Source organism: Streptomyces tsukubensis, assembly GCF_003932715.1.
Taxonomy (GTDB): domain Bacteria; phylum Actinomycetota; class Actinomycetes; order Streptomycetales; family Streptomycetaceae; genus Streptomyces; species Streptomyces tsukubensis.
Genome location: NZ_CP020700.1, coordinates 5,130,311 through 5,142,496, shown reverse-complemented (window position 1 = coordinate 5,142,496; position 12,186 = coordinate 5,130,311). Strand labels below are relative to the sequence as shown.

The following is a 12,186-nucleotide window of genomic DNA, read 5'->3' as shown; positions in this document are numbered from 1 at the left end:
CGGCCGTGGGTCAGCCGCCTTCCGGCGCCCCCGCCAGTTCCGACGCCAGCTCCGCCGGGTCCGTGGTCGGGGTACGGCAGGTGAAACCCCGGCAGACGTACGCCGCCGCCTCGCCGTTCACCAGCGGACGGCCCTTCAGCAGCGGGAACTCGTCGCCGTCCGGTTCCCCGGAGGCGACGACCGCGCCGGGGGCGGTCGCGATCAGGGCCGTACGGTGCAGGGCGCGGGCGGCCGGATCGCCGTCGAGGCCGACGACGGCGATCTCCCGGGGGCCGTCGAGCAGCGCCTCGGCCACGGCGAGCCCCCAGCCCGCGAACCGCGGCACCCGCGGCCCGAGCGCCTTGACCACGCCGAGGGCCCGTTCGGCGGCGGCCCGGTGGGGCTCCGAACCGGTGTGCGCCGCGTACGACAGCAGGGCTCCGGCGGCGGCGGTCCAGCCCGCCGGGGTGGCGTTGTCCGTGGGGTCCTGCGGCCGCCGGATCAGCCGTTCGGCATCGTGCGCGGTATCGAACAGGGTGCCGTTCTCACCGGTGAACAGGTCGATGACCAGGTCGAGGAGCACCCCTGCGAAGTCCAGCCAGACGCCCTCGCCGGTGACGCCCGCGAGCGCGATGAAGCCCTCCGCCACATCCGCGTAGTCCTCCAGGACACCGGGGTTGTGGCCGGCGACACCGTCCTTGGAGGTGCGGGTCAGCCGGGCGCCGTCGCCGAGGTGGACCCGTACCAGCAGATCCGCGGCCTCCGTGGCCCGCTCCACCAGATCCGGCCGGTCGAAGAAGGCGCCGGTCTCGGCGAGCGCGGCGATTGCGAGCCCGTTCCAGGCGGCGACGACCTTGTCGTCCCGCTCGGGCCGGGGCCGCCGCTCCCGCGCCTCGAACAGCCGGGCGCGCAGGGCGGGATCGTCCTCGCCGGGCAGCCGCAGCACGGAGGCGCCCCGTTCGAAGGTGCCCTCCTCGGTGACCCCGTAGATCTCGGCGGCCCGGCGGCCGTCCGCCTCGCCGAGGGCTTCGGTCAGCTGCGCGGGCGTCCAGACGTAGAACGCGCCCTCGCCGTGCTCACCGGCCGGGTCGTGGCTGTCGGCGTCCAGCGCCGAGGCGAAACCGCCCTCGGCGGTACGCAGTTCACGGACGAGGAAGTCCGCGGTCTCCAGGGCGATACGGCGCGCGAGCGGGGAGCCGTCGGCCCGCCACAGGTGGGCGTACACGCGGCACAGCAGCGCATTGTCGTACAGCATCTTCTCGAAGTGGGGGACGATCCACTCGCGGTCGACGGAGTAGCGCGCGAACCCCCCGCCGAGCTGGTCGTACAGCCCGCCCCTGGCCATCGCCTCGCAGGTACCGGCGGCCATGTCGAGGGCGCCCCGGGCCCCCGTCCGCGCGTAGTGCCGCAGCAGGAACTCCAGCACCATGGACGGCGGGAACTTGGGCGCGCCGGCGAAGCCGCCGTACCGCTCGTCGTAATCCCTGGTCAGCCCGAGCAGCGCCTGCGACAGTTCGTCCTCGCCGGGCAGCCCCTCGCCGCCGTGCGCCGCCGCCCGCCCGGCCAGATCGCGGGTGATCTTCGCGGCGACCTCCCCGACCTCCTCCCGCCGGTCCCGCCACGCGGCGGTGACGCCCTCCAGGACCTGCCGGAACGACGCCATGCCGTGCCGCGGTTCGGGCGGGAAGTAGGTGCCGAAGTAGAACGGCTCCCCGTCGGCGTTGAGGAACACCGTCATCGGCCACCCGCCCTGCCCGGTCGCCGCCTGCACCGCCTCCATATAGACGGCGTCCACATCGGGCCGCTCCTCCCGGTCGACCTTCACCGAAACGAAGTGCTCGTTGAGATACGCGGCGGTGGCCTCGTCCTCGAAGGACTCGTGGGCCATGACGTGACACCAGTGGCAGGAGCTGTATCCGACGCTCAGCAGCACGGGCACATCCCGCCGCCGCGCCTCCTCGAAGGCCCCGGGCGACCACGGCCACCAGTCGACGGGGTTGTCGGCGTGCTGGAGGAGATACGGGGACTGGGAGTCCGCCAGTCTGTTCATGCGGCCACCCTGCCATGCCGGGGCGGCCCGCCCAAGCCGCACCGGCCTGCGTGCCGCGGCGGACGGCCGCCGGCAGGCGTGAGCACGGTGTGAGCGGGTAGGGCAGTTCTGGGCCAGGTGTTGTGGATCAGGCCGGGTCGGTGTCCGGCGGGATCCACGGGACACGGCCCTCGGTTCGGGTCCCGGCTCTGGAATCCCGGTTCCCTCGCGTGGTGGCAACGGTGCCCGGGCGCGGCCCTGGCATGGGCGGGGGGCCGGCGCCGGGGGCCGGGCGTCACACGATCGACGGTACGGAGGGGGCCCCGTCATGCGGGAAAGTCATAGGGCCGAGGCCGAGAAGCTGCTGGCGCGCGCGGTGGAGGAGGAGACCCGCCGGGCGGGCGGGACGGGCGACGGGCGGATGCTGCTGGCCCGCGGCCGGGCGGCCCTCGACGGGATGGCCGCGGCAGCGGGCGAGGAGTACGCGGCGTACGAGCAGGCGCTGAGCGCGGGCGAGGCGGCCCGGCAGCCGCTGTCGGCCCGGCTCGCCTGGCGGAATCTGTCGACTCCGGCGCTGGTGACGGCCGTTGCCGCGGTCGCCGCCACGGGGGCCGATCTGGCCCTGGGCACGTCCTCGGGTACGGCGCTGGGCGCCGGGGCGGTGGTCGCGGTGGCGGGCGCGGCGGCGACCGTACTGAAGGTGACGGCTTCGCACTGGCCCGCCGCGCACCGCTCCGCGGGCCAGGCGGGACAGCCGGGCGGGCCCGAGCAGTTGCGGCTCCAGTGGCTGACGGCGCTGGAGGTACGGGGCATCCGCCCGTATCTGGAGCAGCAGCGGATGCTGACGGCCTCCCGGACCCGGCCCGCGAACCCGCCCGCCGCCGTGGACCGGCTGCGCGGGGCCGACCGCAGCGCCGCCGCGCGCCGCCGGTCGGTGCTGGAGCAGTCGTTCGGCCATCTGCCCCTTCCGGAGGGCCCGTTCGCGGGGCGCCGCGAGGCCCTCGGGCAGATCGCGCAGTGGGTGCGTACGGCCAGGACGGCCACGGAGACCAGACCCACGATCGTGGTGCTGTACGGGCGCCCCGGCGCCGGGCGCACCACCCTCGCGGTGCGCGCCGCCCACCAGCTCAAGGACCAGTTCCGCGGGGCCTGCGTGGTGGATCTGCGCGGTGAGAGCGGGCGTCCGCTGACCACCCGGGACGCGCTGCTGCATCTGCTGAACCGGCTGGGCGCGCCCCGGGAGCAACTGCTGTTCCGGGAGCGTTCGTCGGCGGAGCAGCAGGTGCGGCGGCTGGCGGAGCTGTACCACCAGCATCTGACGGGGCTTCCGGTGACGGTGGTGCTGGACGACGCCCGCGATCCGGAGCAGGTGCGGACCCTGGTGCCCGAGCGTTCGGACAGTCTGGTGCTGGTCACCGCCCGGGAGCCGCTCGACCTGCCCGCGGACGTACCGGCGTGGGTACACCAGCTTCCGGTGGAGGCGCTGGACGCGGCAGGGGCGGAGGAGTTGCTGGCGGGGGTCGCGGCGGCGGACGGCACGGGTCCGTACGACGCGCAGGGCGCGGACCGGATCCGGGAGCTGTGCGGCGGGCTGCCGCTGGCGCTGCGGGTCGCGGGCTCATCGCTGGGGGCGCGGACCGCGGACCGGCTCGCGGAGGATCTGGCGGCCGCCGGTCCGGCCGACCCGGTCGAGCGGGCGCTCCGGCTGCGCTACGCGGACCAGCCCGAACAGGCCCGCCGGCTGCTGCGGCGGCTGGCCCTGGCGGGCCGCTCGTCGCTGGGCGCGGCGGCCGCGGCGGCGCTGCTGGCGACCGACAAGGCGGAGTCGCTGACGCTGCTGAAGGAGCTGGCGGCCGCCGGGCTGATCGACCGGGTGCGCTCGTCCCGCTACAAGCTGCACGACGCGGTACGGGCCTTCGCCCTGGCCCGGCTGCTGGACGAGGAGGACCCGGCGGAGCGGGCCGCGGCGCAGGAGCGGCTGATCCAGAACTACGCGGATCTGGCCGGGGCCGTGATCCGGATGGTCGACGGAAAGCTGTCCACCCGGGCCGGGAAGTTCGACGCGCACGGATTCCCGTCGCTGGACGCGGCGCTGCGCTGGCTGGACGACGAGTCGAGCTTCATCACCTCGGCGCTGCGGTATGCGGAGGGCGTCGAGCAGCAGTCCGTACTCAATCTGCTGGGCGCGCTGGCGGACTACTGCCTGCTCCGGGGCGACCTCTACCGGCTCGGGGAGATATCGGAGCTGACGCAGGCGGTGGACAAGGGGCTGCTGGACCGGGCGGTGCAGTTGCGGACCGGTATCGCGGCCCGGCAGCTCGGCGAGCTGGACAAGGCGCGGACGACCCTGTCGTCGGTGGTCGGCCTCTACCGGGACGCCCGGAACGAGGCGGGTGCGGCGCTGGCGCTCTGCTCCCTCGGGATCACCCTGCACCACCAGGGAAATCTCACCGAGGCGGCGGCCAAGCTCAACGAGGCGATCGCGATGCAGGGCTCCGACGAGCAGGCGGAGGACCGGGCCTGGTCGCTGCACGCGCTGGCGGCTGTCCGCCGCGACCAGGCGCATCTGGCGGAGGCGGTGACCCTGCTGGACACGGCGCTGACGCTGCACCGGGAGGGCGAGTCGCTGCACGGGGAGGCGTGGACCCATTTCCAGCTCGGCCAGGTCTGTCTGCGGATGGGCGATGTGCCGCGGGCGGTCGTGGAGCTGGAGACGGCGCTCGACCAGTACGGGCGGACCCGGGACGGCCGCGGCGAGGCCTGGGCGCTGACCCAGCTGGCCCGGGCGAAGCTGGTGGACGGCGATCCGGCGGCGGCCGTGGACGAGCTGGAGCAGGCGCTGTCACGGCACCGGGAGAACGAGGACGCGCGCGGTGAGGCGTGGACCCTCTACTACCTGGGGCAGGCGCTGGAGGAGAGCGGCGACCCGGACCGGGCGATCCGGGAGCTGGAGCGGGCGCGGACGATGTTCTCGCGGATGCGGGACGTGTACGGGCTGGCCTGCGCCCGGCACCACTCGGGGCGGGTGACCCGGGACATGCGGGCCGCCCGGACCGGCAATCTGCGCAATTCCGGCTTTGCCCGTCAGCTGCTGGTGGACGCGCGGGCCGACTTCCGGCGGATCGGGGTGGCCCACGGCGAGGCCTGGACCTGTCTGGAGCTGGCGCTGATCGACGCGGGCAACAGCCGGGAGGCCCAGGCGCTGGCGCTCTGCGACGAGGCGGTCGAACTGTTCGGCTCGTACGGCGACGAGCGCGGCGCCGACTGGGCGAAGCTGCTGCGCTGCACCCTGCTGCCGTACGCCTCACCCGGCGGTACGGAGGTGGGCACGGTCGTCGCCCAGGAGGAGCTGGCCCGGATGACCGCCGCACGCCACCCGGCGCGCGACGGCAAGCTGGAGGACTGCGCCGAGGCGCTGACGGTGATGCTGGAGCGCGGCGTACGCCTGGAGGACGGCTGGCAGGCCTGGCAGCTGGGCCTGTATCCGAACCGCCATGCGCGAGAGGTCATGGGCGTCCCGGTGCCGTAGGCCCTGTCCGGGCCCAGCGGGGGGGACCCGTCCCGTGGCAGGGCAGCCGCCCGCGCCCCCGGCGGGGGTACGGGCGGCTCGCACACGCCTCTGGAATGCGCCGCTACGCCGTCTTCGCGGAGGTGCCCGGTCCGGTCTCCGCGCTCTCCCCGGCCGGGGCGTCCGCCGCCGTCCCGGGGTTCTCGAAGTTCACCCGGTTCATATGCCGCGTCATGGACTTCATCAGGAACCACACGCCGACGGCGAGTCCCGCGAAGACCAGGAAGCCGAGCACCCCGGGGGTGACCTTGTTCTTGTCCAGCTCCTTGGCGAACTCGGCCGCGTGCATCATTGCCAGATTTGCGCTAGGGGTCATATCAGGCATTGTCGCGGATGCCCGCGAAGAGGTCGTCCTCGGGGAGGGAAGTAGCGACGAGGGACTTCGCCAGCTCGTACTCCTCGGTCGGCCAGACCTCCCGCTGGAGGTCCAGCGGAACGCGGAACCAGCCGCCGTCGGGGTCGATCTGCGTGGCGTGCGCGATCAGCGCCTTGTCGCGGATCTCGAAGAAGTCGGCGCAGGGAACGTGCGTGGTCAGGGTGCGCTCGACCCGCTCGAACTCCTTCCAGCGCTCCAGCCACTCCCCGTACGGCGACTCCAGGCCGCGGGCCAGCAGCGCCTCGTGCAGCGCGACCGTACGCGGACGGTTGAAGCCCTGGTTGTAGTAGAGCTTCTGGGCCTGGAAGACCGGGCCGAACTCGTCCTCCGGGAAGCGCTCCGCATCGGCGGCACCCTCGAAAGCGACCATCGTGATCTTGTGGGTCATGATGTGGTCGGGGTGCGGATAGCCGCCGTTCTCGTCGTAGGTGGTGATCACCTGGGGACGGAACGAGCGGATGGAGCGCACCAGCCGCCCGGCCGCCTTCTCCACGTCCTCCAGCGCGAAGCAGCCCTCGGGCAGCGGCGGCAGCGGATCGCCCTCGGGCAGCCCCGAGTCGACGAAGCCCAGCCACTCCTGCCGGACGCCGAGGATCTGCCGCGCCTCGTCCATCTCCCGGCGGCGGACCTCGTGGATGTTGGCCTCGATATAGGCGTCGCCCTGGAGCTTGGGGTTGAGGATGGAGCCGCGCTCGCCGCCCGTGCAGGTCACCACCAGCACGTCCACCCCCTCGGACACATACTTGGCCATCGTCGCCGCGCCCTTGCTCGACTCGTCGTCGGGGTGGGCGTGCACGGCCATCAGTCGAAGCTGCTCAGTCAAGACGGGATCCTCAGTGATTGGTCGGTCGGCACGGCTTCTATAGTGACCGAATCGGGCGGTGGAAAATTCCGGTCCGCCCGAGACGGACCGTGCGGAAGGAATCACCATGAGCGGCGTGCGCGAGCAGCGTCCCGAGGCCCGTTACGGGCGCTCGGCGGACCAGCGCTCCGACCGCAAGCTCAAGATCCTCGGTGCCGTGCTGGGAGTGGGCTTCGTCGGCATGGTCGGCTGGTTCGGCTACGACTACATCGCCGAGCAGAAGATCAGCGCCGAGCTCATCAAGTTCGATGTGACCTCGGACTCGGAGGTCCAGGTCCATCTGGAGATCCGCAAGGACGCCGACGCCACGGGCACCTGCACCGTGCGCTCGCGCGCGGCGGACGGTGCCGAGGTCGGACGGCTGGACGTCCCGGTGGAGGCGCGCGGTGAGCGCCGGATCGACCAGGTGGTCAAGATCCGCACCCTGGCGAAGGGCACGACGGCCGAACTCGTCCAGTGCAACGGCGGCTGAGGTAACGCCGCCGAAGGGGCCGGCGCAGAGTGGTCCAGTGGCGTGGTCCAGTGGCGCCAATCGGAAAAACCGATCGGGTCGTTCGACCGCGGATCATTACCTGACCTGCGTTGATGCGATTCTGATGCCTTTTGTTCTCCCCCTTTCAGCACGAAATTGTTAGGGTCGTGGTTTCGCCCTCCCGTAGAGGCACATGCTTCTGGGTAGGGCGAAGCTTTGTATCCCATGTACCGACGAGGAGCACCTGTGACCCAGACCAGCGAGAACGTCACCTGGCTGACCCAGGAGGCGTACAACCAGCTCAAGGCCGAGCTGGAATACCTGTCTGGTCCCGCGCGCACCGAGATCGCCAAGAAGATCGAGGCGGCTCGCGAGGAGGGCGACCTGCGGGAGAACGGCGGGTACCACGCGGCCAAGGAGGAGCAGGGCAAGCAGGAGCTCCGGGTCCGGCAGCTCACCCAGCTCCTGGAGACCGCGAAGGTCGGCGAGGCGCCGGCGGACGACGGCATCGTGGAGCCCGGCATGGTCGTGACGATCGCCTTCGACGGCGACGAGGACGACACCCTGACGTTCCTGATGGCCTCCCGCGAGTACGCCAGCTCGGACATCGAGACCTACTCCCCGCAGTCGCCCCTCGGCACCGGGGTCAACGGCAAGAAGGTCGGCGACACCGCGGAGTACGAGCTCCCGAACGGCAGCACCGCCTCGGTCAAGATCCTCAACGCCAAGCCCTACACCGGCTGAGCCCACCGCTTGCCCGCGCCCGATGCCCCCGGGGGTCCACCCGGGGGCATCGGCGTTCCCGGCGCGGGGCGAACTGTGCGGGTGATCGTCGAGGGTCGGCCCGGGCAGGGCTCAGGCCTCGAAACCGTACTCCAGGATGTACGCGGCGGAGTCGAGCACCATCTCATTGACCTCGACGGCCCGCGCCTGTGCGGTGTACGCGGTCCGGCAGACCAGCACGACGGGCACGCCGCTGCCGAGTCCGAGCCGCCCTGCCTCCTCCTGTGACGGCATCCTCGCCCGCACCTCTTCCCGGAACCGCGCGGGCGCGTGCCCGAGATCAGCGAGCCGCGCGTAGATCCCGCCGGGCCCGGGGTCGGGCCAAGTAACCGGGGAACCCGCGACGAGCGCACCGGGCAGATACGAGGTAGCGAGCAGAACGGGCTTGCCGTCGAGTACGTAGCGCCGCGAGCGTACGCAGACGGGCTCTCCGGCATCGAGCCGGAGCACGGCGGCGATGCGCTCGGGTGCGGGCCCTTCGCGTACGACGATCTCGTCGACGGTGAGCACCCGCCCCTCGGCCTCGGACTCCCAGACCGACCGTCCGCCGTCCCAGCCCTCGCGGGCGAGCCGTGCGATTCCCCGGCGCCGCAGTGTCATACGGGTGCCACCTCTCAGGGCATGTCGTACTCGGCCGAGAGCCGCCGGTCCGGGCCCAGGAAGTCCGTGGCGTACTCGGTGACGGACCCGTTCTGGTCCCAGTAGTGGTTGGCCCAGGTCAGCACGGAGGTGCCGACCGCGACGCCGAGGAGTTCGGCCAGCTCTCCAGCGGCCTCGGCAAGTGCCACCGTGTCCCTTCTGCGCACGGCCCGCCGCCCGGTCCGTTCCTCGACGAGACCGAAGGTCATGGCGGGCAGCGGCTCCGGAGCGAGCAGCTCGGGTGCCTGCTGTGCGAGTTCCGCCGGAAGCCAGGAGGTCGACACGGCCATGACGCCCTCGTCGTCGGTGTAGCGCCGACGGCGCCGGATCACCCTGGCGCCCGCATCCACACCGAGGGCTTCGGCGACATCCGCCGGCGCGGCCTCCAGCCCGGCGGAAAGGATCTCGACCCGCTCTCCGGGCCGTATCGCGCTGCCGCCAACACGGACCATGCGCAGCCGGTCGGGTCCGGTCGTCTGCCTGCGGCCGAGATCGACAAAGGTTCCCTGGGTGGAGGAGCGCACATACCCGTCGGCCTGAAGCTGCTTGACGCCTTTGGCCGCAGTCGCCGTAGCCACACCCCACTCCCCGGCAATCTCCGCGATCGACGGAAGCTTCGCACCCGGAGCGAGCTCTCCATCCACGATCCGCTGCCGGAAGTGGTTCGCGATCTGCATGAACGGCGGCAGCTCTCGTCTCACCTGCGGTGCCATCTCGCCTCCTGTATTCGTGAGCTAGCCCACCGTGAGCGTACCCACGAGGCCCCCTTGACAAGCGTAAGCTAGCATACACATGCTCTACGTAAGCTAGTACACGACTACTGGAGTCGGGCATGAACTCAACTGTTGGACCGCCGGGGCGCCCCCTCGTCCCCTACATCACCGCCTGGAGCTCCGAGACCATGACCCAGCCGTTAGTGATCACCAAGGATGCGGGCATCGGCTACGCCGACGAGACGCCGTACGACCGGGATCGCGACGGGGTGCTGTGGATGCGGGAACTCTCAAGCCCGGGGCGGGGGAAGCCTCAGTTCGGGCGGGTTCATCCGATGCGCCAGCGGCGAGCCGTGCGGCGGTTGCTGTGCCAGGTGTGCGGGCAACCCGCCGACCGCAACGAGCAGGGGATTCTCTGGCTGCTCAACGGCACCGACGACGAAGACCTCACCACCACCCATCCACCCGTCTGCGCACCCTGCGCCGCACTGGCCGTGCGCGCCTGCCCCTCACTACGGCGGCAGCATGCCCTGGTCCGGGCCCGGGTCTGCGTGCCCTTCGGGGTACACGGGGCGCTCCATCGGCCCGGACTCCCCCACCCCCTCCCGGACACCGGCGGCGGGCTCGCCTACGGTGACCCGCGCATCAGGTGGATGCGTGCGGCCCAGCTCATCGTGCGGCTGGAAGGGGCTACCGAGATCAACCCATGACCGTCACCGCGTAGCCCTCGTTACGGAGGGTGTCGGCTACCTCGTCGCAGTGGTCCGGGCCCTTCGTCTCCAGCTGGAGTTCGACCTCCACCTCCGTCAGGCCCAGGCGGGGGTCCGTGCGGACGTGGCTGACGTCGAGGACGTTGGCGTCCAGGAGGGAAAGGGTGCCCAGCAGGGTCGCCAGGGCGCCCGGGCGGTCCGTGAGGCGGAGGCGGAGAGAGAGATAGCGGCCGCCGGCGGCCATGCCGTGGCGGAGGATGCGCTGGAGCAGCAGGGGGTCCACGTTGCCGCCGGAGAGGACCGCGACCACAGGGCCCGCCGAAAACGCGGCCGGGTCGCTCAGCAGGGCCGCCACCGGGCTTGCGCCCGCCGGTTCCACCACCAGCTTCGCCCGCTCCAGACAGAGCAGCAGCGCGGACGACAGCTCGTCCTCGGAGACCGTACGGACGTCGTCGACCAGCTCCTCGATGATCCGGAACGGCAGATCACCGGGGCGCCCCACCTTGATCCCGTCGGCCATCGTCACCGGGGTCCGCACCGCCACCGGGCGGCCTGCCGCCAGTGAGGGGGGATAGGCCGCGGCGCCCTCCGCCTGCACCCCGACGATCCGGACGTCCGGCCGGACCGCCTTCACCGCCACGGCGACCCCGGCCGCCAGACCGCCGCCGCCGATACCGACGACGATCGTCCGCACCTCCGGGCACTGCTCCAGGATCTCCAGCCCCACCGTGCCCTGTCCGGCGATCACGTCCGGGTGGTCGAAGGGGTGGATGAAGACCGCGCCCGTCGTACGGGCGTACTCCTGCGCCGCCTCCAGCGTCTCTTCGATCACCTGGCCGTGCAGCCGGACGTCCGCCCCGTACTCGCGGGTGGCGGCCACCTTCGGCAGCGGCGCACCCTGCGGCATGAACACGGTCGAGCGGACCCCGAGCAGCGACGACGCCAGCGCCACGCCCTGCGCATGGTTCCCCGCCGAAGCGGCGACCACGCCCGCCGCACGCTCCTCGGGGCGGAGCCCGGAGATCCGGACGTACGCGCCACGAAGCTTGAACGAGCCCGTGCGCTGGAGGTTCTCGCATTTGAAGTGGACCGGGGCGCCCACCAGCCGGGTCAGATGACGGCTGCCCTCCACCGCGGTCGTCCTGGCCACCCCGGACAGCATCTTCTGCGCCCCCCGGACGTCGTCGAGGATGACCGGGTGAAAGGTGTGACGCGGACGGAAGCTCATGACCCCCAGTCTCGCAGCTCACGGGGGCGCGTTCCGCCCGGCCGCGCCCCCGTCGAATGCGCGCGTACCGCTTCTCCGCCGGTTTTCTCAGGCCCCGTACGGACCGCCCCGGGGCCGCGTACTCTGTCCCCCACCAATCGACCGCTCCCGCACGAGAGAGCCCTTTGCCATGCCCACTTCTCAGGACATGACGACCCGTCTAGACCCCGGTCTCCTCGATGCCCTCCAACACCAAGTGGCCCTCTTCGCACGGCGTGCGGAGCAGACCCGGCTCGGAGGAGTCGGGCAAGTCCGCAACTCGATGGACCGTGCTGCCTATCTGCTGCTCAACCGGCTGGACCTGGAGGGTCCGATGGGCGTGAAGGCGCTCGCGGCCGGTATGGGCATTGATTCGTCGACGGTCACCCGCCAGGTGGCGCCCCTCGTGGACACCGGCCTGGTCAAGCGGACCTCCCACCCCGAGGACGGCCGTGCCGTCGTCCTTCAGCTCTCCCCGCGCGGGCAGGCCCGCCTGGAGGAGGTCCGCTCGTCGAGGCGGGCGCTGATGGCCCAGGTGACGGACGGCTGGTCGGACTCCGAGAGGGAGTCCTTCACCTCGTTGCTGACGCGTTTCAACCGGGCGCTGTCCGCCCGGCAGACGGGGACGGAGGTACCGCCCCCGGCCACCGGCTGACCCTTCTCCTTATCCTCTGACGATCCTCTGACCCTTCGCCCGACCTCCGAGAATCCGCCCGTTCACCGACACCGGCCGTACGCGCCCTCACCTCTGCGTACGTCTCCGATCCCGGTACGGCGCGTCCCGCGCATCCGGCGCGCACCGTCCGCAG

General features: G+C 72.0%; 11 protein-coding genes. 5 read left to right on the top strand and 6 right to left on the bottom strand.

The window, feature by feature from the left end; all coding sequences use genetic code 11:
- Positions 1–10: 10 nt before the first annotated feature.
- Positions 11–2,029 (bottom strand): thioredoxin domain-containing protein, encoded by a 2,019-nt coding sequence (locus B7R87_RS21260; RefSeq protein ID WP_006347004.1) that lies wholly within the window; start codon positions 2,027–2,029, stop codon positions 11–13.
- A gap of 307 nt (positions 2,030–2,336) precedes the next feature.
- Here B7R87_RS21260 and B7R87_RS21255 point away from each other — a divergent pair, with 307 nt between their 5' ends.
- Positions 2,337–5,537 carry a tetratricopeptide repeat protein gene (locus B7R87_RS21255; protein ID WP_130584875.1) on the top strand — a complete coding sequence of 1,067 codons (3,201 nt, stop codon included), beginning with the start codon at positions 2,337–2,339 and terminating at the stop codon, positions 5,535–5,537.
- 103 nt (positions 5,538–5,640) lie between these two features.
- Here B7R87_RS21255 and B7R87_RS21250 read toward each other — a convergent pair whose 3' ends face one another.
- Together B7R87_RS21250 and mca are read right to left on the bottom strand one after the other, a co-directional pair.
- On the bottom strand, positions 5,641–5,892 hold the full coding sequence (locus B7R87_RS21250) for a hypothetical protein (protein WP_391115944.1): 252 nt from the start codon (positions 5,890–5,892) through the stop codon (positions 5,641–5,643).
- 1 nt (position 5,893) lies between these two features.
- Positions 5,894–6,775: a mycothiol conjugate amidase Mca gene (gene mca, locus B7R87_RS21245; RefSeq protein WP_006347008.1), complete on the bottom strand. Its 882-nt coding sequence runs from the start codon at positions 6,773–6,775 to the stop codon at positions 5,894–5,896.
- A 106-nt stretch (positions 6,776–6,881) separates the two neighbouring features.
- Between mca and B7R87_RS21240 the strand changes: the two genes are divergently transcribed.
- Both B7R87_RS21240 and greA read left to right on the top strand, forming a co-directional pair.
- Positions 6,882–7,286 carry a DUF4307 domain-containing protein gene (locus B7R87_RS21240; RefSeq protein ID WP_040914647.1) on the top strand — a complete coding sequence of 135 codons (405 nt, stop codon included), beginning with the start codon at positions 6,882–6,884 and terminating at the stop codon, positions 7,284–7,286.
- A gap of 246 nt (positions 7,287–7,532) precedes the next feature.
- Positions 7,533–8,030: a transcription elongation factor GreA gene (gene greA, locus B7R87_RS21235; RefSeq protein ID WP_006347010.1), complete on the top strand. Its 498-nt coding sequence runs from the start codon at positions 7,533–7,535 to the stop codon at positions 8,028–8,030.
- A gap of 111 nt (positions 8,031–8,141) precedes the next feature.
- On the opposite strand, the gene B7R87_RS33700 is transcribed toward greA, so the two are convergent.
- Both B7R87_RS33700 and B7R87_RS33695 read right to left on the bottom strand, forming a co-directional pair.
- The gene (locus B7R87_RS33700; RefSeq protein WP_006347011.1) at positions 8,142–8,669 is read right to left on the bottom strand and encodes a UTRA domain-containing protein; all 528 of its coding nucleotides are present in this window, start codon (positions 8,667–8,669) and stop codon (positions 8,142–8,144) included.
- Between the two features lie 14 nt (positions 8,670–8,683).
- A complete protein-coding gene (locus B7R87_RS33695; RefSeq protein ID WP_040914650.1) occupies positions 8,684–9,421 on the bottom strand; it encodes a GntR family transcriptional regulator in 738 nt (245 codons plus the stop codon).
- 119 nt (positions 9,422–9,540) lie between these two features.
- Between B7R87_RS33695 and B7R87_RS21220 the strand changes: the two genes are divergently transcribed.
- Complete coding sequence (locus B7R87_RS21220; protein ID WP_040914652.1) at positions 9,541–10,131, top strand: hypothetical protein; 591 nt, start codon at positions 9,541–9,543, stop codon at positions 10,129–10,131.
- Here the strand turns inward: B7R87_RS21220 and ilvA are convergent.
- On the bottom strand, positions 10,121–11,359 hold the full coding sequence (ilvA, locus tag B7R87_RS21215) for a threonine ammonia-lyase (protein WP_006347014.1): 1,239 nt from the start codon (positions 11,357–11,359) through the stop codon (positions 10,121–10,123). The genes B7R87_RS21220 and ilvA overlap by 11 nt on opposite strands.
- A gap of 169 nt (positions 11,360–11,528) precedes the next feature.
- Here ilvA and B7R87_RS21210 point away from each other — a divergent pair, with 169 nt between their 5' ends.
- Positions 11,529–12,032, top strand: a complete 504-nt coding sequence (locus tag B7R87_RS21210; RefSeq protein ID WP_040914654.1) for a MarR family winged helix-turn-helix transcriptional regulator — start codon at positions 11,529–11,531, stop codon at positions 12,030–12,032.
- Positions 12,033–12,186 lie beyond the last annotated feature (154 nt).

What these genes read in the sequence shown, in the direction of transcription:
- B7R87_RS21240 (WP_040914647.1), top strand. Translation starts at nt 6,882, where the DNA reads ATGAGCGGCGTGCGCGAGCAGCGTCCCGAGGCCCGTTACGGGCGCTCG.
- B7R87_RS33700 (WP_006347011.1), bottom strand. Translation starts at nt 8,669, where the DNA reads ATGACACTGCGGCGCCGGGGAATCGCACGGCTCGCCCGCGAGGGCTGG.
- B7R87_RS21220 (WP_040914652.1), top strand. Translation starts at nt 9,541, where the DNA reads ATGAACTCAACTGTTGGACCGCCGGGGCGCCCCCTCGTCCCCTACATC.
- ilvA (WP_006347014.1), bottom strand. Translation starts at nt 11,359, where the DNA reads ATGAGCTTCCGTCCGCGTCACACCTTTCACCCGGTCATCCTCGACGAC.
- B7R87_RS21210 (WP_040914654.1), top strand. Translation starts at nt 11,529, where the DNA reads ATGCCCACTTCTCAGGACATGACGACCCGTCTAGACCCCGGTCTCCTC.
- B7R87_RS21260 (WP_006347004.1), bottom strand. Translation starts at nt 2,029, where the DNA reads ATGAACAGACTGGCGGACTCCCAGTCCCCGTATCTCCTCCAGCACGCC.
- B7R87_RS21255 (WP_130584875.1), top strand. Translation starts at nt 2,337, where the DNA reads ATGCGGGAAAGTCATAGGGCCGAGGCCGAGAAGCTGCTGGCGCGCGCG.
- B7R87_RS21250 (WP_391115944.1), bottom strand. Translation starts at nt 5,892, where the DNA reads ATGACCCCTAGCGCAAATCTGGCAATGATGCACGCGGCCGAGTTCGCC.
- B7R87_RS33695 (WP_040914650.1), bottom strand. Translation starts at nt 9,421, where the DNA reads ATGGCACCGCAGGTGAGACGAGAGCTGCCGCCGTTCATGCAGATCGCG.